We start from the raw sequence: 21,408 nt of genomic DNA, 5'->3' as shown, positions 1-21,408 counted from the left end.
CTTCCATCCTTCGAAAGCCCGGCTTCCAAGTCAATTCTGCTTGTTCAACCTGTCCGGCCCGAGGGGCGCACTCCAGTATCCGGTTCAAAGTGTTACCTATCTATCGGCTGGACACGGCCAGAGAGGGGCGCTGTCCCGCCACCCTATCAATTTTCTGCCCCGGGGACTGACGCCTGCGGCAGATTAAAAAATCAAAAGGCGATCAAAGGCCGCGCTCTACGGCGCCCCCCTCTGTCCTGCCGGACATCTCCCCCACAGGTGGGGAGATTGGCAGCGTCACCGCCTCAGCTGGCCTTCAACCTCGATCCTGTCAGCAGGCCGCGCTCTTCCAGGACGGGATAGGCCATCGACGCCAGCAGCGAGTTGATCTGCTTCAGGTCGCGGATGGTGTCGAGGTGGATCGAGCTGGTTTCGACGCTCTTGGCGGTACCCTCGCGCAGCCGCAGGAAATGGCTGGCGCTGGTTTCCTTCTCGCGGTCACGCAACTGGTCCTTTTCCAGCACCAACTGACGGGCGGTTTCGGGATCGCGCGACACCAGCACGTTGAAGGCAAGCCGGGCGTTGGCCAGCACCGAGCCGTGGAAGGCGCACAATTCGCTCCAGCCTTCGTCGGTGAATTCCAGGCCGCGATCGAACTTCTTCTTCACATGCACCAGCATGTTGCGCACGATGATGTCGCCGACCTGCTCCAGCTTGACGCAGGCGCCGATCAGCTCCTGGCAACGCAGCGCCTCGTCCTCGGTCAGCGGATTCTTGGTGACCTTGGCAAGATAGAGCTTTATGGCCGCGTGCTTGCGGTCGACGCGGTCGTCGAGCGCGGCCAGCGCCTTGATCTTGTCGGTGTCGGCGCTCTCGTAGAGCTCGATGATGCGCTTCAGCATGATCTCGACCGTCTCGCACACCCGCACCACCTCGCGCGTGGCGTTGGCCAGCGCCTGGCTGGGCACGTCGAGCGCGCTTTCGTTGAGCGCGGAAAGCTCGACGATGTCGAGGGAGGCGGCCGGCGCGGCTTTGGTGCCGAGCGCCACGATCTTCTCGGAAACGCGGTAGACGAAACGGGCCAGCGGCAGGCCGGCGAGCAGGATGATCACGTTGAACAGGATGTGAGCGTTGACGATCTGGTCCGACGCCGTCGCGCCGAGGAAGCCGACATGCGGCCTGAAGATCATGAACAGGACCAGCATGACCAGGGAGCCGAGCCCGCGCATCAGGAGATTGCCGATCGGCACGACGCGCACGGCGGGCCCGGCCGAGCGGGTCAGCATCGGTGCGATGATCGAGGAACCGAGATTGACGCCAAGGATGAGGACGACGCCGAGTTCTGGACTGATCAGGCCACGCCCGGCGAGCGTTGCCATCAGCAGCACTGCCGCGATGCTGGACTGGAACAGCCAGGTGATCAGCGCCGCCAGCAGATAGGCGGTGATGGAATCGCTGGAGAAGTAGTTGATGATGACCGGCATGAGCTGGCTGTTGCGCAGCGGCTCCGACGCCTGGCCGATCATTTCCAGCGACAGGATCAGAAGGCCGATGCCGACCAGGATGCGGCCGGTCTGGCGCCAGTCGCGCCGCTCGGTGGCCATGAACATCACCGTGCCGGTGATCAGGCAGAGTGGCACCAGCAGCGTCAGATCGAAGGTCAAAAGCTTGACCACGAGCGCCGAGCCGATCTCGGCGCCGCGCACCGCCAATTGGCCCGCGGCACCCGAGACGATGCCGGAACCGGCGAAGGAACCGACCAGCAGGGTGACCGCGGTCGAGCTTTGCAAGGCGATCGCAAGGCCAGTGCCGGCCAGCACCGCCATGATCGGATTGCGCATGGTGGCGCGCAATTTGTGGCGCAGCACATCGCCATAGGCGCGTTCGACGCCGGTCTTGACCATGCGGGTGGCAAACAGCATCAGCGCCACGGCGCCGGCCAGATGCAGAAGGACGACGGAACCGCTCATCGGGGCACTTGCACGCAGGAACGGGCCGCGACGCGGACAGCACGATGGGCAGGGCGGAAAGCTAGGGTGCGAATCATGGTCATGGCAGTCATCGATGGTAGCAGGGATAATAGCTGGAATATTTTAGCCGGATAATAAATTTTGTCGATTTCAAGGGCCCACGGGGGCGCGACGGGCCGTGTCGGAAAATGGACGGAGGCGAAATTGGTTGCATTTCCGGGCCACGGGCGGGACGGCAGTTCGGCCAGCTCTGCCGCACTTTTGGTGCCTGTCTTTGCATTACTGTTCAACTCATTGCGCTAAACCAGCAAATTCATTACATAATTGTAATGCTGGTGTTCAGTTTCAGTTCATCCATTGACCGCTACTCCTCGGACATCGACAGCCCAAGGAGACTTCCCATGAAACGCATCGTCCTTTCCGCGCTTGCTTTCTCGATGTTGGCCGCCACCTCGCTCACCGGCCACGCCGCGCCGATCGACGCGCCGGTCGCGCTGCGGTCGAATTACACCAAGGTCGACTGGCAGAAGCCGACTCACCGGGATGTTAGGAAGCGCGTCATCCAGAAGCGCGTCTTTCAGAAGAAAGTCATCGTGAAGCGGAACAACTGGCGCAACGGCCAGCGATATTCCGGCTGGAGGCAGCACCGGCCGGTTCGCGACTACGGCCGCTACGGCCTGCGCCGCCCGGGCCCCGGCCAGGAATGGATTCGCGTCGGCAACGACTACGTGCTGGTCGGCATCCTCTCCGGCGTCATCTTCGGCGCGCTTGCCGCACACTAAAGCACCCAGTGCTGGACTTGAAGGAAGGCGGCCCGCAACGGCCGCCTTCCTTTTTGCCCTGTGGAAACCGGGTATGGCCCGTATTGGGGGTCGTCGGATTTCGCCGGCATGATTATATGGTGGGGAAACGAGTTCCCTAAATGCGCTTTCCGCCCGCCTTTCTCGATGAGATCCGCGACCGCGTGCCGATTTCACAGGTCATCGGCCAGCGCGTCGCGTGGGATCGCAAGAAAACCAATACGTCGCGCGGCGACTATTGGGCCTGCTGCCCGTTCCATGGCGAGAAGAGCCCATCCTTCCACTGCGAGGACAAGAAGGGGCGCTACCACTGTTTCGGCTGCTCGGTCTCGGGCGACCATTTCAAGTTCCTCACCGAACTCGAGGGACTGAGCTTTCCCGAAGCGGTCGAGAAGATCGCCGACATGGCCGGCGTGCCGATGCCGGTCCGCGACGAACGGGAAGAACAGCGCGAGAAGGAACGCGCCAGCCTGACCGACGTCATGGAGATGGCGACAGCTTTTTTCCAAGAACGCCTACAGGGTCCTGAAGGCGCGAAAGCCCGCGCCTATCTGCGCGACCGTGGGCTGACGCCGGCGACGCAACATTCGTTCCGGCTCGGCTTCGCCCCTGACAGCCGCAATGCGCTGAAGGAGCATCTCGCCGCAAAGGGCGTGCCGAAGGCGGACATCGAGGCCTGCGGGCTGGTCCGCCACGGTGACGATATCCCGGTCTCCTATGACTGGTTCCGCGACCGCATCATGTTCCCGATCCCGGATTCGCGCGGCAAGATCATCGCCTTTGGCGGCCGCGCGCTCGCCGCCGATGCGGTGGCCAAATACATGAACTCGCCCGACACCGAACTCTTCCACAAGGGCAATGTGCTCTACAATTTCGCCCGCGCCCGCCAAGCGATGGCAAAGGGGGCGCTCGCCAAGGGCGGCACGGTCATCGCCGTCGAAGGCTATATGGACGTGATCGCGCTGGCGCAGGCCGGCTTCGAGAATGTCGTGGCGCCGCTCGGCACCGCGCTCACCGAAAACCAGCTCGAACTGTTGTGGCGCATGGCGCCGGAACCGATGCTGTGCTTCGACGGCGACAAGGCCGGGCTGAAGGCGGCATGGCGGGCCGCCGATCTCGCGCTACCATCGGTGCAGGCCGGGCGCTCGGCGCGCTTCGCTCTGCTGCCGGAGGGCAAGGATCCCGATGATCTGGTCAAGGCCGAGGGGCCGGATGCATTCCGCGCGGTGCTGGCCGACGCGCGGCCGCTGGTCGACCTTTTGTGGATGCGCGAGACGGCAGGCGGCGTCTTCGACACGCCGGAGCGGCGGGCCGAACTCGAGAAGACGCTGCGCGAACTGACCAGCCGCATCCGCGACGAAAGCCTGCGCTATCACTACAGCCAAGAGATGCGTGAGCGGGTGCTGAGTTTCTTCGGCTCCCAGCGCGGTGCCCGGCAAAACCGTCAGGACTGGAAACCCGGGCAGGGCAAGGCGGCCGCACCCGGCGGGCAGTTCGCCAAGGCTGGCAGCGGCCGCATGGCGATCACCGAAAGTCTCGGCCAGTCGGCGCTGGTCAAGCGCGGCGAGGGAATGTCGGTACGCGAGGCGACGATCATCGTCGCGCTGGTCAACCATCCGCCGCTGATCGACGAGAATTTCGCCCATGTCGAGTTCCTCGACCTCGCCAATGCCGATCTGCAGCGGCTGCATGGTGCCATCCTCGACGCCATGGCGCACGACATGGCCAATGACCGCCAAGCCGTGGTGGCGACGATCGAGCGTGCCGGCTGCGCCGAGATCTGGGAGCGTGCCGTCGGCCTGATCCGGCGGGCGCGGCAATGGCCGGCGCTGGAGACAGCGGCACTCGACGATGCCCGCGACGCTCTGAACCAGGCGTTGCACTTGCAGCGCAGCGCGCGCACCTTACATAAGGAGCTGAAACAGGCGGAGGCGGCGCTCGAAGCGGATCCCTCGGACGAAAACTTCCGCCATCTGATCGAAATTCAGGCGCAATTCAGGGATGTACAAGCGACGGAAGCGCTGATCGAAGGATTTGGCGTCTCGTCGGGCAGGGCTGGTCGAGCCTAAGTGCGTCTGAGTACGGGAATGAGAGCGCGGCCATGCCTCCTCAAGGGGCGGGGCGCGCTAAGTCGGGTAATTGATTCGCTTTTTTCATGCGAATCATGCGACAGGCGCTTGACCTTCGGACAGAATGGCGGAATCAGGACGATTCGAAACGTTAACCCGCACCCGCATCGACGGGAATGCAGCGATGTGAGGTACTGGTCACTGGACAGGCAGGCCGCCTGCCACAGATATCAGGGTTAATCTGGACTTAATGCATGTCGCCCAAGAGTGGTCGCCCAAGAGTGGATACCGGTTTTGGGACAACGGCATGCACCAAACAATAGAGTTGATGCGGTTCGTGGCCCGGTGAAGCGCGTTTAGAAAAACGAGCGTATCCGATTTGACTGGTCCGACAGCTTACGCGGCCCCGATGTCCGGCCGCTAGGAGAAGATAAAAACTATGGCGACTAAGGAAAAGGAAGAGGTCGAGACCGAACGCGAAGGCGCCACCGATGGCCCTCTGCTCGACCTTTCCGATGATGCTGTCAAGAAGATGATCAAGGCCGCCAAGAAGCGCGGCTATGTCACCATGGACGAGCTGAATTCGGTGCTGCCTTCCGAGGAAGTGACCTCCGAGCAGATCGAGGACACGATGGCGATGCTGTCCGACATGGGCATCAACGTCGTCGAGGATGACGAGCAGGGCGAAGAGGCCGAGGCCGGCGATACCGCGGCCGATGCCGAGGAAGACGCCAACGAGCTGGCCGAGCAGACCGGCACGGCGGTCGCCGCCACCACGACCAAGAAAGAGCCGACCGACCGCACCGACGATCCGGTGCGCATGTACCTGCGCGAGATGGGCTCGGTCGAGCTTCTGTCGCGCGAAGGCGAAATCGCCATCGCAAAGCGCATCGAGGCCGGCCGCGAGACGATGATCGCCGGCCTGTGCGAAAGCCCGCTGACCTTCCAGGCCATCATCATCTGGCGTGACGAGCTCAACGAATCCAAGATCCTGCTGCGCGAGATCATCGATCTGGAAGCCACCTATGCTGGGCCCGAAGCCAAGCAGGCTCCGGTGGTCGAACGCATCGAGGAGGCTCCCAAGGCCGAGGAAAAGCCGCGCCGCGGCCGCGACGAGGAAGAAGACATCACCAATGTCGGCGCCGATACGCGCGGCCTGACGGATGACGACGAGGAAGACGAGGACGAGGCGAGCCTGTCGCTGGCGGCGATGGAAGCCGAATTGCGCCCGCAGGTGATGGAGACGCTCGACGTCATCGCCGACACCTACAAGAAGCTGCGCAAGCTGCAGGACCAGCAGGTCGAGAACCGTCTGGCCGCGGCCGGCACGCTGTCGCCCAGCCAGGACCGCCGGCTGAAGGAGCTGAAGGACCAACTGATCAAGGCGGTGAAGTCGCTGTCGCTCAACACCGCGCGCATCGAGGCGCTGGTCGAGCAGCTCTACGACATCAACAAGCGCCTGGTGCAGAACGAAGGCAAGCTGTTGCGGCTCGCCGAAAGCTACGGCGTGCGGCGCGAGGAGTTCCTGAAGGAATATCAGGGTTCCGAGCTCGACCCGAACTGGACGCGCGCGATCGGCAATCTGACCTCGCGCGGCTGGAAGGAATTCACCAAGAACGAGAAGGATGCGATCAAGGAGCTGCGCGCCGAGATCCAGCATCTGGCCACCGAAACGGCGATCTCGATCCTGGAATTCCGCAAGATCGTCAACCAGGTGCAGAAGGGTGAGCGCGAGGCCGCGATCGCCAAGAAGGAAATGGTCGAGGCCAATCTGCGTCTCGTCATCTCCATCGCCAAGAAATACACCAATCGCGGCCTGCAGTTCCTCGACCTGATCCAGGAAGGCAATATCGGCCTGATGAAGGCGGTCGACAAATTCGAATACCGCCGCGGCTACAAGTTCTCGACCTACGCGACATGGTGGATCCGGCAGGCGATCACCCGTTCGATCGCCGACCAGGCGCGCACCATCCGCATCCCGGTGCACATGATCGAGACGATCAACAAGATCGTGCGCACCTCGCGCCAGATGCTGCACGAGATCGGCCGCGAGCCGACGCCGGAGGAACTGGCCGAAAAGCTCGCCATGCCGCTCGAAAAAGTGCGCAAGGTGTTGAAGATCGCCAAGGAGCCGATCTCGCTCGAAACGCCGGTCGGCGACGAAGAGGATTCGCATCTGGGCGATTTCATCGAGGACAAGATGGCGATCCTGCCGATCGACGCGGCGATCCAGGCCAACCTGCGCGAGACCACCACGCGGGTGCTCGCCTCGCTGACGCCGCGCGAGGAGCGTGTGCTCAGAATGCGCTTCGGCATCGGCATGAACACCGACCATACGCTGGAAGAAGTCGGCCAGCAGTTCTCGGTGACCCGCGAGCGTATCCGCCAGATCGAAGCCAAGGCGCTGCGCAAGCTCAAGCATCCGAGCAGGTCGCGCAAGCTGCGCAGCTTCCTCGACAGCTGAGTCGGGGATTCATCTCCGCGAAGAATTGAGGGCGCCGACTGGCGCCCTTTTTCGTTTCCGGCTGGAAATTGCTTCTTCAACGGCACGTTCAGCCGCGCTCCCTTGACGATGACGCTCCCCGGTCGGCGGCAGGTCTGTTTTCCCGCGCATGAAGCCCTCCGGCGGTGGACCGGTCTCGGATGTCAGATTGGGATTTCCGCCATGGCCGCGAAGGAGAATGCCGCAATCGGGCGGGTTTTGAACCGGCTTTCCGTGGTCGCCGCCGGCTGTCGCCTCAAGCCTGCAAATGATGGCATGAATACGTGCTTGCGGGACGGTCGTTGCGGGAGGATAATTTCGCGTCGGATGCAATTTCTGGGCGACAACCCGGATGCCCGCCCCGGCGAAGCCGCCGTGCTCCGTGGCCCCGGAGGGAGGTGTGCCATGACGACCTACATCATGCTGATGACCTGGACCGAGCAGGGCGCGAAAAACGTTCGCGACTCGCCCAAGCGGCTCGACGCCGCCAGGAAGCAGCTTGGCGAGATGGGCGGATCGTTCAAATCGTTCTACCTGACCATGGGCGAATACGACATGGTGGCGGTGGTCGAAGCGCCCGACGACGCGGTGCTGGCGCGTTTCGCGCTGATGTTGGCGGCGAGTGGCAATATCCGGACGCGAACGCTCAAGGCTTTCCCTGAATTCGCTTATCGCGAGATCATCACTTCGCTTGGATGAAGCGGCCGGCAGGGTTTCCGGAAGTCGACCTGGTGCTGGCTTGACGGCGCTTTGCCGCAGGACGGGACGCCTCGCCGTGATAGAATGCGGCGAGGGAGATCGCGATGAGCAATTCTTCGATGTTGGCTATCGGCCTTGCCGCGTTGTCCTTGATGCCGATCCATGCCAGCGCCGCCGCGCAAAAACCGGTCGGCCTAGCCAATCCAGCATCCGTCCATTGCGGGGAGGTTGGCGGGCGCCTGGCAATCAGGAAGGACAAGGCCGGCAACGAATATGGATTCTGCCGCTTGCCCAACGGGCGCCTGTGCGAGGAGTGGGCGCTGTTTCGCGACAACAAATGCGTCGGGCCGAAGGCGGCCGTACGCGGCAAATGACCATGATAGAACCACACCCTTGCTGACCGTCTGGTACAACACGCGCTGCCCGGTCTGCGATGCGGGCATCGTCAGGCAGAAGCGCCGGCTGATCGAAGCGGTCAAGGCCGGGCGGATCGAATTTCGCGACATCAACCTGGAACCGGCGGCGCTCAGCGGATTTGGGGCCTCGCTCGAGGATATCCGCCGGCGGCTGCACGCCACCGATGCTGATGGCCGCTTGCTGGTCGGCGCCGATGTGGCGATTGCCGTGTGGCAGGTGACGCCGGGCGAGGGCTGGCTGGCGGGCCTATTCGGCAACCGGTTGATCTTGCCGCTGACGCGGTTTGCCTACGACCGCTTCGCCGGCCTGCTCTATGCCTGGAACCGGCACAACGGGCGCTGGTAGTCAAATTTATCCATCGCATTGGTCTGAGATGACAGGCCCGGATCGGCAAACCCATGCGCTTGGCGTGCGATCAGATACATCGTAAGATATATCTTGACTCCACGAGGGCATGAGCCTAATTAAGATATATCGTAAGATAGAACTCAAGGAGCAATCAATGCACAAAGACAATCATTTCGGGCGCGGTCATTTCGGCGAACGCATGTTCATGCACATGGCCGGCAAATTTGGTGGCAGAGGGGGCGGCGGCTTTGGCCCGTTCGGCCATGGCGGTCGCGGTGGCGGGCGCGGCGGCCCGGGCGACATGTTCCGCGCCGGGCGCATGCTGGCCGACGGCGACCTTAAGCTGATCACGCTGTCGCTGCTGGCCGAGGCGCCGCGCCACGGCTACGACATCATCAAGGCGCTGGAAGAGCGCACCAGCGGCATCTACAGCCCGAGCCCGGGCGTGGTCTATCCGACCCTGACCTTCCTGGAAGAGGCCGGCTATGCCATCTCGTCGAGCGAAGGCAACAAGAAGGTGTTTTCCATCACCGAGGGCGGGCAGGCGCATCTTGCCGATAACCGCGAGATGATCGACGGCGTGCTCGACCATCTCGAGCGCTTCGGCCGCAAGATGGCCAAGGCGCGCGACTGGTTTGGCTGGAACGATGATAGCGAGGACCGTCGCGGCGGCCGCGGCGGCCGTGGCGAACGCTCGGAAACGCGCGATGAATTCCGTGCCATCCGTCACCGCCTGCGCGCGGCGCTCGGTGAGATCGTCGATGCCCCGGCTGAAAAGCAGGCCGAGGCGATCGCCATTCTCGAAGCCGCGGCCGAAGCGCTGGAGGCGCTGTCGCACAAGTGACGTAATCGGGCGCCATCGGGCGCCGACCGGGCGAGGATTGGGTTCCTCGCCCCCGCAAAGCGGGGGAGAGTTGGCTCGGCGAAGCCGAGACGGAGAGGGGCTCGACCTCTAATGAATTCTGAGGAAACTCGCCCACGCCGCAGCCCCCTCTCCGACCGCTTCGCGGCCACCTCTCCCCCATTACATGGGGGCGAGGAAACCAAGTTCTGCAAAGCCCCAAGAAAGCCCCGGTGACCGGGCTTTTTTCGTCAGGTGTGCCGGCATCATTCCTTGCCGACATATTCGCTGATCAGCTTTTCGTTGCGCGCCTTCTCGATCTTGGCGGTCATCTCGGCCGACAGGCGTTCGTCGGTGCGGTACTTGACCAGGTTCACCAGGCTGCCGGTGAGCAGCAGGATGCCCATGGCCCAGTAGCCCTTGGTCGCCAGGTCGACCGGCGCCAGCCACAGCGACAGGCCGAGCATGAAGTAGGCGGCACCGACCGAAGCGGTGTTGAACATGATGTAGGTCTGATTGGCGTTCACTGGAATTCTCCATTGGTTGGTGATGTCGATGGAAGCAAGGTCTGGAAGGCTAGTTTTCAGTTGATGGTCTTCAGGCGCTCGAGCACCTCCTTGGCACGCACCTTCACCGCCGGGCCGTGGCCGGCGTCGGCAAGGCGGTCGCGGATCGCTTCGTGGCGCAGCTCGCCGTCGATCTCGTCGAGGATGCCGGCCTCCTCGAACGGATCGCTGCCGGCCTTGATGCGGGCCAGAAGCTCCTCGGCGTCGTTGAGGCTCGCCGACTGACCGATCGACCTGACGAGGCGCGACTGCGCCTTGCGCTCGGCATCGATGGCTCGGGCCGAGATCATGCCCTGGTTGAGGTCGATGATGCGGCGATGCGCCCGCTCCACCGAAACGCGCATCCGCAAGATCCTTTCGCCAAGGCTCTGCACGGTGGCGCGACGGACCTCGCGTTCGTTCTCCAACTCGGCGACGGCCGCGGCACCGCTTTCGGCCAGCCCGTTGTTGCCGGCGGCGAGCGCGCTGACAGTGCGTGTTTCGAGATCGGCATGACGGCGGTCGATCTGGTCGAGACCGGCCTGTTCGGCACGCTGGCGCACGATCAGCGTGGCGAGTGTCTGCTTGGCGGCGGCAAGTCCCGCCTCGGCGTCGCGGATGCGCTGCGCCAGAAGGTCGATGGCGAAGCGATCCTTGAGGCCGTCCTCGGCCCGGACGCTGGCGCCGTCGAGCAATGTCCTGATCAGGCTAAGCATGATACTTCTCCCTTCGAATTGTGGCGTGAACATTGTTCACTAAGCCAACATAGCAGGAAATGAACATTGTTCAAGATACTTTTGAACGCTGTTCACAAAATCCCGAATATGGTAAACAGAGGGAAGGTCGGGGGTTCGAAACAACATGCCGCTTCCGCAAGGCAAGCGCATTCACAAGGACTGAAATGGCACTGGACAAGGAAGAGACGGGCGAGCGGGTGCTGGCCATTGCCGAGGCGCTGCTCAACGAAGGTGGCATGGACAATCTGAAGGCGAGGACCATCGCCGAGCAGGCGGGCATCTCGGTCGGCTCGGTCTACAATCTGTTTTCCGATCTCGACGGTGTGCACCGTGCCGTCAACATGCGGCTGCTCGACCGGCTGGGCGCCGCCGGGGCGGCGGCGATGGCCGATCTCGGCAAGCGCGGCATCACCGATGTGCGGCAACGCCTGCTGGCGCTGGCCAGCGCCTATGTGCGCTTTGTCGAGGCGCATCCCGGCAGTTGGCCTGCACTGCTCGCTTTCAACAGGCGCCGTCCGACGCTGAGCGAGCCGGATGCCTATGAAGCGCGGCTCGACCAGCTGTTCGAGATCATCGCCGGCGTGCTCGCCGGCGGCGACTTCGACCTCGACGACGATACGCGCCGGATTGCCGCGCGCACGCTATGGTCAAGCGTGCATGGCATCGTCACCAGCGGCTATGCGGCGAGATCCGTGCGAGGGCAGGCCGACGAGATCGACCGGCAGATCGAGCTCCTGGTCTCAGTCTTCATCAGGGGGCTGGAACGCGGCGGCACATTCGCGCATGCTGGGACAACAGCGCCGTGAATCGTGAACAAGCTGCGGTTTGCAGGGCGAACAAGGAGATTTGAGCGATGTCTTTTCTGAAACGTCTTTTCGGCGGCGGCGGCGAGGCGGCCGAGCCCGCGAATGCGGCACCGGCCAAGCAGGTCGAGCACAAGGGTTTCCTGATCAGCGCCACGCCGTACAAGGCCGAGGGCCAGTACCAGACCTGCGGCGTCGTCTCCAAGGAGGTCGACGGCGTGGTCAAGGAACACAAGTTCATCCGCGCCGACCGCTTTGCCGGGCTCGACGACGCCGTCGACATCTCGATCAAGAAGGGCATCCAACTGGTCGATGAACAGGGCGAGCGGATTTTCGGGTAGGAGTGAAGACCACGGCGTTGCCGGTCGAGTCAATGTCGGGCCAATCAGGGCGGACCTATCAAAACCCGGGCGCTGTGCGCTGATGGTCCCATCGGGGTCGGCGGAGCCGCGAATCTGTGCTAAGCCGCCGCCAAACCAACCAGAGGACGACACCCGTGAGCGAACTGACCGTGGCCGAGGCGACCGAAAATATCTATGCCTCGCTGCGGGCGGACAATGCCGAAATCGACGCGCATATCGCGACGCTCAAGGCAGCGCTGACACGAGAGGGGATAAAAGAGGCGGTGTTCGATCCGACCAAGTTGGCGCAGAGCAACCGCTCGGGCCGCAAGCTGATGCAAGCCTATTTCAGGCAGCGCGGCGTGAGCGTGAGGTTTTCGGAGTAGCCGCGCGGGCAGGGGCGACCACCACGGACGATGAGGGTCGATGACGGCCAGTCGGCGTGAGCGTCGAACATCATCACGCCCAGCCACAAATACACCGGCCGAGGTCTCATCCCGGCCGGTGCGCAGTCCAGACGGTTGCTATCCGTGCTTTTCGATGACCGCGTAGAGCACGTTGCGGTTCTCGCCGAAGAACACCCGCGCCTCGACCGTGTTGCGATCGACGCTGGCGTTGACGATGTTCCACATGTCGACCTCCGAACGCAGCAGCAGCACCCAGTCCATGAACATTTCCCGGTACCCGGCATCGGGGTTGCCTTCCGCGTAGTTGGCGAACAGGAACGTCCCGTTCGGCTTCAACATCTGAAGGCAGGTCTTGGTGAGTTTCACGGCGACGTTGTGCTGGAGGTAGTCGTAAAGGCCGGAGGCGTAGATGAAGTCGAATTTGCCCATCTTGTGGCCCCTGGTGAGCACGGTCCGCACCGAGCCGTCGACGGCTTCGATCGCGGTGCCCTGGAAGTCGCGTGCTATCAACCCGACGCTCTGGGGATCCTGATCGAGCGCAACCCAGCGCTTGAGGCGGCCCTCTGCCAGTGCGACGGAGCGATTGGCTTCACGCAAATGACCGGCCGCGATTGCCAGGACCTCGGTTTGCGGTCCGCTCTTGGCTGCAATCTCGTCGACATAGCGGGTCAAGAGATCGCGCCGTTCCCGTGCCGCGACGCATGACGGCACGTCCTGGGTATGGGTGTAGAGCGCCTTGCCGATCTCCGAGGCGTTGGCCACGCTCTCGGCCACGTGCGGATCACAATAGATGTAGTCGAGCAACTGCGCGTCGCCGGCATAGCCCCTGGGCTTGTTGAAGGACCACCGCGTCAGCGGGTCCTCGAGAAAATATTCCAGGATCGGATGGTTCTGCGCCACCGGTATCAAGGCTTGCCAGACGTCGGGATGGAGCCTGGAACGCATCGCTTCGAGAAGCGACATCAGACGGCGAATGATCTCGGCAGGATTTTTTCCCTGTTCGATCTGCTGATGCGCCGTGTGGAGAACGAGCGCCAGCTCGACGCGAGCGGTTTCGAACGCTTCGCCATGCTGCTCGGGCCTTCCGCGGCGCAGGCTCCCAGCGATCATTTCGGCAGTAATCAGGCTTTTGCCGTCAAACACAGTTTGCACACCAAGACTCCATAGTTAACAGTCAGTTAACTTATTGCGTAGAATGCTTGGTTTGCCAATGTCGGCTCGCGGGCATTTTATCGTTATGATTAATTTCCCGCTAACCATCTTGGGTCGTTAGGTGCCGTCCAAGTCGAATTTCGGGTTTGAGTTAACCGAAACTTGTGCTGCACGATTGCATGATTTTGTGCATCGCAATCGCTGTCGCGTCTTGAGGAGCCGGCCCGCGTGGGGGCAGAAACGAGAAGAGAGGCCGGAACGCTTGATCCCCTTTCCCTGGGGGGTATCGCGAGCGAACGCGTGTCGCCTGGATTGGCCGACATAGCGCATGCGGAGCCGTTCGAACCGCGCTACGAACTGGGACCCTATGAACTCCGAACCCTCTACCGCACCGAAGCCCAGGCGAAGCGAAGAAAGGAAGCCAGACCGGGGCTTTGGATCGCTGTTGCCATCTACGTCCTGTTCTCCGTATCGGATCTGCTGCTGATCCCGGATGTGGCTGCCCGTACGATCGCGGCTCGCTTCGCGGTTGGCTTGACGGCGCTCTTGATCCTGGAAGGACAACTTCGCCGGCGAGCCGCGACGGGATGGCTGGACGTGACTTGCGCCGCAGCCATCATCTTTGGCTATGTTGGCTGGTTGTGCCCGGCGGTCATGAGCGCAGACAAAGAAAGCGTCTCTTATTACATGGTCTTCGGCACCATATTCATGATGAGTGCCAATCTATTTTTTACGTTCAGATTCAAGATCTCCATCATAACCTCTACTATAATTCTATGTATATTGTATATTGTAAACTATTACATGCCCACTACACCTGTTTACAAAATGGTATTCGCGACTTTCTACATCTCGTGTTTCACCTTCACGTCATATGTGAACTGGAAGCTGAATGAGGAGCGCTACAACGTCTTCCTGAACGCGTTGGAAGCCAGAATTCAGCACAAGGAAGCCACCGAACGCGGCAAGGCCCTGCTGAGACTGTCGCGGACCGATCCGCTTACAGGCCTGGAGAACCGGCGGGCGATCGACGAGAAGCTGCGCGACTACTGGAACGATTGGCAAAAGCTTGGCGCCGGTTTTGTGGCGATCCTGATCGATGTGGACTTCTTCAAGAAATTCAACGACTGCTACGGCCATCAGGAGGGCGACCGCTGCCTGATCCAGGTCGCCAACGCCCTCAGCGACATGATCAAGCAATACAATGGTTCGATCGGCCGCTATGGCGGCGAAGAATTCATCGTGCTTGCCCGCATGGAGAAGAAAGACCAGGTCGCGGATCTTGCGGAAGCCATCTGCCGCACGGTTGAGAACCTGGCGATTGCCCACGAGCTGCGGCGAGACGGCATCTCGATCGTGACGGCGAGCGTTGGCGCCGCCTTCACCAGGAAGCAGACCGGCGCCAAGCTGGAGAAGATCATCCACGAGGCCGACCGCGCGCTCTATCTGGCAAAGGCCGGCGGTCGAAATTGTGCCCGGCTGTTCGATCCAACGGACCCCCAGAGCAGCGACGAGAGCGAGAACCTTGCGGCCTTGCTGAAGATCGCGATCGGGCAGGATCTCGTTTCACTCGTCTATCAACCGATCAAGGACGTCGCCTCAGGCCGGCTTGAAGCCGTGGAGGCGCTGATGCGCCTCAAGATGCTCGACGGCACATTAGTTCCGCCGAGCCTGTTCATTCCCGTCGCGGAACGGACCGGGTCGATCCTGGAACTCGGACGCTGGGCCATAAGGACGGTATGCGCCGAGCTCCTGGCGGGCGATCACGTCCGTCTCGTCAGTGTCAACGTCTCTCCGATCCAGCTCAAGACACCTGGCTTCGCCGCGTCCGTTGCGACCATTCTGGGCGAGACCGGCGTGACCGGAAACAGGCTGGCCTTCGAAATCACCGAAGGGCTGGAGATGGAGATGCACTCGGATATCCTTCGCTGCATCAGCGACCTGAAGCTGCTGGGGATCAAGATCTGGCTCGATGACTTCGGCACCGGCTTCGCCGGCCTTTCGTGGCTTCGCCTGATCGATTTCGACACTGTGAAGATCGACCGCTCGTTCCTTCACGACTGCGCCACGCCGAACGGCCGGGCGATGCTGCAGGACATTATCGCCCTGGTGCGAAATCGCGGCCACAAGATCCTGGTCGAGGGCGTGGAAACCGAGGAGCAGATGGCCCTCATGCGTGAATTCGGCATAGACAAGGTCCAGGGCTTCCATGTCGGCCGCCCCGTCCCCGCAGCGAATCTCCAGGCAAAGCGGGCCGTCCAAAGACGGCCATTCACGGTCCTCAAGTCGGCATAACAATGCCATAGGCCTTGGCGAAGACCGGCTTCGCCAAGCGCCCCCAAACGGTTGATGTCTATGCTGTCCGGAACTGCCTTTGCGGCAGCGGCGGGAAGGCGATCGCTATGCCCGCGGCACCGAGGCCGATAAGGGCCGAGCCGATGAACAGCCAGTGGTAGTTGGCATAGGCGTCGAACACCATGCCGCCGGCGAGCGGCCCCAGCGCCATGCCGAGGCTGGACAGCATGGTGGCGGCGCCGAACACGGTGCCGAGGATGCGCTGGCCGAAATATTCGCGCGCCAGCACGGCGTAGAGCGGCATGACCCCGCCATAGGTGGCGCCGAAGATGACCGCCAGCATGTAGAACTGGTCGAGTTGGCTGATCGAGAGATAGGCGGCAATGACGATCGCCTGGATCACGAGGCCCGCGATCAGCACCGGCTTGACGCCGAGCCTGTCGGCCAGCACGCCGTAGAGAAGCCGGCCGCCAAGCCCCGCGAGGCCCTCGACGCTGTAGATCGAGACCGCCGCCATCGGAGCGACGCCGCACAACGTGGCATAGCTCACCATGTGGAAGATCGGGCCTGAGTGGGCGGCACAGCAAGCAAAGAAGGTCAGCCCCAGCACGATGAATTGCGGTGAGCGCAGCGCCTGGCCGACCGTCAGGCCGGCGCCTTCGGCAACCGGCGTGGAGCCGACAGCGGCCGGGGCGGGTTTTGGCGGCTGGCGCACCAAAAGCACCGCCGGCAACAGCAGCACCCAGGCCATGATGCCGATGTCGAACATGGCGGTGCGCCATTCATAGGCCGAGATCAGCCAGCGGGCGAAGGGCGAGATCGTCATCGGTGCGACACCCATGCCGGCCGAGACCAGCGAAACCGCAAGGCCGCGATTGGTCTCGAACCAGCCTGTGGTCAGCGCGATCATTGGTGCGAAGAAGGCGCTCGCCGCGAGACCGACGAGCACGCCATAGGTGATCTGAAAGGCCATCAGCGACCCGGCGCGGCTGGCAAGCACCAGCGCCAGTCCGAGCAGCACGGCGCCGATCGTCACGACGATACGGGCGCCGAAGCGGTCCGACATGGCGCCCCAGGCGAAACCACCAAGGCCCATGACCAGGAAGTTGAGCGTCATGGCGCTCGAAATGCCGGCGCGCGACCAACTGGTGTCGATCGCCATCGGCTCGAGGAAAATCGCCAGCGAAAACATCGTACCGATGGCGACACAGGACATCAGCGCGCCAGCCGCGACGATGACCCAACGATAGGAAAGGCTCATTCAAATCTCCCATGCCAGAGGGCAGCGCCGTGCGCTGCTTGCGTCCGAAGGACGCTTCCGCCGGGGCCGATCCTACAATCTGGTTGCATTTTTTATCCAGTCTGGGAATGGCGCCGTTTCTGGCAGCCCTGCCGCCTTGCGGGGCACCTCAGATCGGCAGTTCCAACGTGTATTTGATGGTCTGGCTGGGGACGTCGGTCTTGACGTTCTGGACGCCCTTGATGCGGCTCAGATGCTCCGACTGGAAGCGGCGGTAGTCGTCGATGCTGTCCGCCACGATGCGCACCATGGCGTCGCAGTCGCCGAGCATCAGGTAACATTCCATGACCTGGGGCAGCCTGGCCACTTCGGTGGCGAAATGCTCGATCGTGTCCTCGTCCTGCGCCTTCAGCCAGATGCGGGTGAAGAAGGTGAGGCCCCTGCCGATGCTTGCGGGATTGAGCACGGCGACATAGCGGTCGATGACGCCGGCCTCCTCCAGGAGCTTCACGCGGCGCAGGCAAGGCGAGGGCGACAGGCCGACCTCATCGGCCAGATCGTTGTTGGCCATGCGGCCGTCGCGCTGCAAAGCCCGCAGGATGCGCTTGTCGATGTCATCGAGCCGCATGGCTCTGGATTCCATTTTTCCGATGATCTGTGACATCAGATGCCAAAAATCAACCAAAGGCAATCATCTTCGCAAGCAAATTGCGGGAAGGTGTGGGTATGTTTGCGGCCGACATCACGAGAGTTCAAACGCAGGGAGCGGCCGCCGCATGGCCGGCCGACGGCAAGATCATGGGCATTTCCGGGGCATGATCATTTCACAGGCAGTCGAGGCGGCGGGCGACGGTTCGGGATCGGAGTTCCGCCGGGGCGTGACATCCTGCGCGCCGGTGCTGCTCGGTACCATTCCCTATGCGCTGGTGCTCGGCGCGCAGGCGACGCAGAAAGGACTGAGCACGATCGAATTGTTCATGATGACGGGGCTGAACTTCGCCGGCGGCTCGGAATTCGCGGCGATCCAGTTGTGGACGTCGCCGCCGCGTATCCTGCTCATCGTCGCCATCACCTTCCTGGTCAACAGCCGTCATCTGCTGATGGGGGCGGCGCTCGCGCCGTTCCTGCGGGACCTGCCGCGGCGCAAGGTTTTTCCGGCGCTGTTCTTCATGTGTGACGAAAGCTGGGCGCTGGGGCTTTCAGACGCCAAGCAGCGTGCAGGGGCGGGCATCACGCCGGCCCTCAGCCCGCGCTATTATATGGGCGCGGCACTGGCGATGTATCTGACCTGGGTGGCCTTCACCACGCTGGGCGCCTTGCTCGGCCCGATGCTCGGCCATATCGAGACCTACGGTTTCGACATGGCGTTTCCGGCGGTCTTCCTGGTGCTGATGCGCGGCATGTGGAAAGGAGTGGCGGCGGCACGGCCCTGGCTGGTCAGCCTGGTTGTCGCCGCACTCGTCTATCTCTTCGTTCCCGGCGCCTGGTACGTCGCGGCGGGTGCGGTGTCGGGACTGGTCGCGGCCTGGCTGATGGCAGGTGACGCATGATCGATGCGGCGACCCTTTTCACCATCGTGCTGATGGCCGGCGTCACCTATCTGACGCGGATCGGCGGCTATTTCGTGCTGCGCAACCGCACGCTTGGCGCGCGTGCCACGGCGGTGATGGAGGCGGCACCCGGTTGCGTGCTGATCTCGGTCATCGCGCCGGCCTTCGTGTCCCGAAATCCGGCCGATCTGCTGGCGCTGGCCATCACCTTCGTCGCCGCGACGCGGCTGTCCATGCTGCCGACCGTGCTGATCGGGGTCGCCGCGGCGGGTCTGCTCAGGTATTTCATCGGCTAGAAAAGCGGTGCGCTCACAGGGTTCGCGGCCACTGTTGGGCGGCGTGTATGACGGTCAGTATTTCGACGGCATCTCGGCTTACGCGATAGGGAACGATATAGGGAATATCGACCAAAACGAGTTCTCGCGTCGCCTTGATCCGCCCAACGCGGCCCATGGCCGGCTGTTCGATGAGCAACTCCGCCGCGGACAAGATGCGCGCAATCACACGAGCAGCGGCTTCGGGGTTGTCTTTCTCGATGTGCGCGCCGATTGCGTCAAGCCGACGCAATGCCCGCTTGGTCCAACGGATTGTCTTGCGGCTCATAATCAGCGCGCGGGCTTGACGTATTTCCCAATCACGGCAGCGAGTTCTTGATCATTAGCGAATTCACCGCGCTCGGCCTCGGCCAATCCGGCCTCTATCTCCGCGAGCTGCCACTCCTGTCGGGCTACAAAGTCTTCGATGGCCTGGGCTGCCATATAAGAGCGCGAGCGATCGAGCTTTTCGGCGAGCTGGTCCAGCCTATTTGCCGTGTCATCGGGGAGGCGTACGGTAAAAGCTGTCATGACAACGATCCACCTTGGTTCACATTGATTTTGAGCGAACCAAGGCGGTTCGTCAAGCCGCGCGCCAAGGATCGGGCGCTCCGCCCTGTCTCCGAAAAGCGAGCGAGAAGGGCTTCCATTGGACAGCGAGAAAGGGCAGGCGCCAAAGCGTCTGCCCTTCCATTCGAGCCTTCCCTTAGGCGGCTGTCGCGACGTCCCGGCTTGCCGCCACCACGGCATCGACCTTGGCGGTCGCCTTGGCCAAAGCGGCCGCGACCGCGTCGGGACCCATGCTGACGCCTTCGATGCGGATGACATCGACATCGGTCATGCCGAGGAAGCCGAGCACGCCGCGCAGATAGGGAATCGCGTGATCGAACTGCACGGCCGCACCTTCGGAATAAACGCCGCCCGAAGCCAATACGACATAGACCTTCTTGCCGGTGACGAGGCCCTTGGGCCCGTTTTCGCCATAGGCGAAGCTCCTGCCGGAGCGGGAAATATGGTCGACCCAGGACTTCAGCGTCGAGGAGATGTTGAAGTTGATGAAGCCGGTGGCCAGGATCACCGTGTCGGCGGCGAACAATTCGTCGAGCACGACGTCGGAGACGCCGACGACCTCGGCCTGGCGCTGGGTGCGGGCTTCAACGGGCGTGTAGATGCCGGTTGCATAGTCCGCATCGATGTGCGGCAGCGGCTTGGCGACGAGGTCGCGCACGACGAGCGTGTTCGATGGATCGGCGGCGACGAGCTTTTCAGCGAATTCGGTTGCGATGCGGGTCGAGTGCGAGGCAGCGCCGCGCGGGCTCGAAGTGACGAGAAGAATGGACATAGCGGGTCTCTCCAGTGGAATGAATTGTCCCGCCACATATGGAGCTATCGATCCATCGGATAAACTAGTATATTTTCTATACGATCGATCCACAAAATAGATATAGAGATGCAACCCAATCCGACACTCGACCAGCTGCAGATCCTTGTCGCCGTGGCCGACACCGGGAGTTTCTCGGCCGCCGGCCGCAAGCTCAACCGGGCTCAATCCGTCATCAGCTATGGCATCGCCAATCTCGAGGCGCAGCTTGGGCTCAAGCTGTTCGAGCGCGAGGGCACGCGCGAGCCGCAACTGACCGAGATCGGCCGGGCGATGCTGGAGGATGCAAGGCGCATGATCGGCGTGCTGCAGCGTATGCGTTCGCGCGCCGACGGCCATCATCACGGGCTGGAAGCCGAGGTGGCGCTCTCGGTCGATGCGTCGTTGCCCTCATCGGTACTGGTGCGGGTGCTGAAGGCGTTCGAGACGCAGTTTCCAACCGTGATGCTGCGCCTGCATATCGGCACGCTCGGCCTGATCCCCGATCATGTGGTCAGCGGCCAGGCCGACCTCGGCATTGGTGGCCTGCTGGGCGATGTCGACGTGCATCTCGTGCGCATCGGCTTCATGTCGATCGTGCTGGCCGCAGCCCCCAGCCACCCGCTGGCGCTGCTGCCGAAACCGCTGGCGCTCGAGGATGTGCGTGAACACACCCAGCTTGTCGTGACCGATCAGTCCGAACGCACCAAGGGACGCGATTTCGGGGTCTTCGCCTACCGGACCTGGCGTCTCACGGATATGCGCACCAAACACATGCTGATGCGCGAGGGCCTCGGCTGGGGCGGCCTGCCGCGCTGGCTGATATCAGACGATCTGGCAAGCGGCCGGCTGGTGGAACTCGACCTTGAACCCTTCAGCGAGGTGCGCTCGCCGCTGTTTGCCATGCATCGCAACGACACCAGCCCGAAGCCGGCGGCCGCCTGGCTGATCGAGCGGTTCAAGCGCGGGCTTGGCTGCTTCAACGAGTTCGAGCCGGGTGAGGTGCCCGCGGAAGAGCCGGAAACGTCCAGCGCGCAAGGGTGAGCTCGGCGATGGCCG

General features: G+C 62.7%; 23 protein-coding genes. 14 read left to right on the top strand and 9 right to left on the bottom strand.

What is annotated here, in order from left to right:
• Window positions 1-284: 284 nt before the first annotated feature.
• A complete protein-coding gene (locus X741_RS146475) occupies window positions 285-1,949 on the bottom strand; it encodes a Na/Pi cotransporter family protein (RefSeq protein WP_023779117.1) in 1,665 nt (554 codons plus the stop codon).
• A 401-nt stretch (window positions 1,950-2,350) separates the two neighbouring features.
• Between X741_RS146475 and X741_RS146480 the strand changes: the two genes are divergently transcribed.
• From X741_RS146480 to X741_RS146510, 7 genes are all read left to right on the top strand, one after another.
• Window positions 2,351-2,731 carry an RcnB family protein gene (locus X741_RS146480; protein WP_023779116.1) on the top strand — a complete coding sequence of 127 codons (381 nt, stop codon included), beginning with the start codon at window positions 2,351-2,353 and terminating at the stop codon, window positions 2,729-2,731.
• 140 nt (window positions 2,732-2,871) lie between these two features.
• On the top strand, window positions 2,872-4,818 hold the full coding sequence (dnaG, locus tag X741_RS146485) for a DNA primase (RefSeq protein WP_023767114.1): 1,947 nt from the start codon (window positions 2,872-2,874) through the stop codon (window positions 4,816-4,818).
• A 439-nt stretch (window positions 4,819-5,257) separates the two neighbouring features.
• Window positions 5,258-7,282, top strand: coding sequence for an RNA polymerase sigma factor RpoD (gene rpoD, locus X741_RS146490; protein ID WP_013893641.1), 2,025 nt, complete (start codon window positions 5,258-5,260; stop codon window positions 7,280-7,282).
• 423 nt (window positions 7,283-7,705) lie between these two features.
• A complete protein-coding gene (locus X741_RS146495; protein ID WP_013893642.1) occupies window positions 7,706-7,999 on the top strand; it encodes a GYD domain-containing protein in 294 nt (97 codons plus the stop codon).
• A gap of 104 nt (window positions 8,000-8,103) precedes the next feature.
• A complete protein-coding gene (locus X741_RS146500; protein ID WP_023779115.1) occupies window positions 8,104-8,373 on the top strand; it encodes a DUF333 domain-containing protein in 270 nt (89 codons plus the stop codon).
• 19 nt (window positions 8,374-8,392) lie between these two features.
• On the top strand, window positions 8,393-8,761 hold the full coding sequence (locus tag X741_RS146505; protein ID WP_023779114.1) for a DCC1-like thiol-disulfide oxidoreductase family protein: 369 nt from the start codon (window positions 8,393-8,395) through the stop codon (window positions 8,759-8,761).
• Between the two features lie 157 nt (window positions 8,762-8,918).
• Entirely contained in the window at window positions 8,919-9,608 is a 690-nt protein-coding gene (locus tag X741_RS146510) for a PadR family transcriptional regulator (protein ID WP_023779113.1), read from the top strand.
• Window positions 9,609-9,871: 263 nt separating this feature from the next.
• Here X741_RS146510 and X741_RS146515 read toward each other — a convergent pair whose 3' ends face one another.
• Together X741_RS146515 and X741_RS146520 are read right to left on the bottom strand one after the other, a co-directional pair.
• Window positions 9,872-10,132, bottom strand: a complete 261-nt coding sequence (locus X741_RS146515; protein WP_023779112.1) for a YiaA/YiaB family inner membrane protein — start codon at window positions 10,130-10,132, stop codon at window positions 9,872-9,874.
• 56 nt (window positions 10,133-10,188) lie between these two features.
• Window positions 10,189-10,866 (bottom strand): PspA/IM30 family protein, encoded by a 678-nt coding sequence (locus X741_RS146520; RefSeq protein WP_023779111.1) that lies wholly within the window; start codon window positions 10,864-10,866, stop codon window positions 10,189-10,191.
• A gap of 185 nt (window positions 10,867-11,051) precedes the next feature.
• Here X741_RS146520 and X741_RS146525 point away from each other — a divergent pair, with 185 nt between their 5' ends.
• From X741_RS146525 to X741_RS146535, 3 genes are all read left to right on the top strand, one after another.
• A complete protein-coding gene (locus tag X741_RS146525) occupies window positions 11,052-11,693 on the top strand; it encodes a TetR/AcrR family transcriptional regulator (RefSeq protein ID WP_023779110.1) in 642 nt (213 codons plus the stop codon).
• A gap of 47 nt (window positions 11,694-11,740) precedes the next feature.
• Window positions 11,741-12,031, top strand: coding sequence for an HlyU family transcriptional regulator (locus tag X741_RS146530; protein ID WP_023779109.1), 291 nt, complete (start codon window positions 11,741-11,743; stop codon window positions 12,029-12,031).
• 155 nt (window positions 12,032-12,186) lie between these two features.
• Entirely contained in the window at window positions 12,187-12,417 is a 231-nt protein-coding gene (locus X741_RS146535; protein WP_013893650.1) for a hypothetical protein, read from the top strand.
• 138 nt (window positions 12,418-12,555) lie between these two features.
• Here the strand turns inward: X741_RS146535 and X741_RS146540 are convergent, their stop codons facing one another.
• Entirely contained in the window at window positions 12,556-13,590 is a 1,035-nt protein-coding gene (locus tag X741_RS146540; protein ID WP_023779108.1) for a class I SAM-dependent methyltransferase, read from the bottom strand.
• 228 nt (window positions 13,591-13,818) lie between these two features.
• Here X741_RS146540 and X741_RS146545 point away from each other — a divergent pair, with 228 nt between their 5' ends.
• Complete coding sequence (locus X741_RS146545; protein ID WP_023779107.1) at window positions 13,819-15,885, top strand: GGDEF domain-containing protein; 2,067 nt, start codon at window positions 13,819-13,821, stop codon at window positions 15,883-15,885.
• A 58-nt stretch (window positions 15,886-15,943) separates the two neighbouring features.
• On the opposite strand, the gene X741_RS146550 is transcribed toward X741_RS146545, so the two are convergent.
• Complete coding sequence (locus X741_RS146550; RefSeq protein ID WP_023779106.1) at window positions 15,944-17,146, bottom strand: MFS transporter; 1,203 nt, start codon at window positions 17,144-17,146, stop codon at window positions 15,944-15,946.
• Between the two features lie 148 nt (window positions 17,147-17,294).
• Window positions 17,295-17,753 carry an Lrp/AsnC family transcriptional regulator gene (locus X741_RS146555; protein WP_023779105.1) on the bottom strand — a complete coding sequence of 153 codons (459 nt, stop codon included), beginning with the start codon at window positions 17,751-17,753 and terminating at the stop codon, window positions 17,295-17,297.
• A gap of 187 nt (window positions 17,754-17,940) precedes the next feature.
• On the opposite strand from X741_RS146555, the gene X741_RS146560 reads away from it, so the two are divergent.
• Window positions 17,941-18,675: an AzlC family ABC transporter permease gene (locus X741_RS146560; protein ID WP_023779103.1), complete on the top strand. Its 735-nt coding sequence runs from the start codon at window positions 17,941-17,943 to the stop codon at window positions 18,673-18,675.
• Complete coding sequence (locus tag X741_RS146565) at window positions 18,672-18,971, top strand: AzlD family protein (protein ID WP_023779102.1); 300 nt, start codon at window positions 18,672-18,674, stop codon at window positions 18,969-18,971. The genes X741_RS146560 and X741_RS146565 overlap by 4 nt, the downstream gene beginning before the upstream one ends.
• Before the next feature lie 13 nt (window positions 18,972-18,984).
• Here X741_RS146565 and X741_RS146570 read toward each other — a convergent pair whose 3' ends face one another.
• The 3 genes from X741_RS146570 to X741_RS146580 form a co-directional block, all read right to left on the bottom strand.
• Window positions 18,985-19,278: a type II toxin-antitoxin system RelE/ParE family toxin gene (locus tag X741_RS146570; protein ID WP_023779101.1), complete on the bottom strand. Its 294-nt coding sequence runs from the start codon at window positions 19,276-19,278 to the stop codon at window positions 18,985-18,987.
• 2 nt (window positions 19,279-19,280) lie between these two features.
• Window positions 19,281-19,520, bottom strand: a complete 240-nt coding sequence (locus X741_RS146575; RefSeq protein ID WP_023767097.1) for a CopG family ribbon-helix-helix protein — start codon at window positions 19,518-19,520, stop codon at window positions 19,281-19,283.
• A gap of 175 nt (window positions 19,521-19,695) precedes the next feature.
• Complete coding sequence (locus tag X741_RS146580) at window positions 19,696-20,331, bottom strand: FMN-dependent NADH-azoreductase (RefSeq protein ID WP_023779100.1); 636 nt, start codon at window positions 20,329-20,331, stop codon at window positions 19,696-19,698.
• Window positions 20,332-20,439: 108 nt separating this feature from the next.
• Here X741_RS146580 and X741_RS146585 point away from each other — a divergent pair, with 108 nt between their 5' ends.
• Window positions 20,440-21,393 (top strand): LysR family transcriptional regulator, encoded by a 954-nt coding sequence (locus X741_RS146585; RefSeq protein ID WP_023779099.1) that lies wholly within the window; start codon window positions 20,440-20,442, stop codon window positions 21,391-21,393.
• Window positions 21,394-21,408: the final 15 nt, after the last annotated feature.

It is taken from the genome of Mesorhizobium sp. LNHC221B00 (genome assembly GCF_000502935.1).
Lineage (GTDB): Bacteria > Pseudomonadota > Alphaproteobacteria > Rhizobiales > Rhizobiaceae > Mesorhizobium > Mesorhizobium opportunistum.
This window is presented reverse-complemented; position numbering and strand designations above follow the sequence as displayed.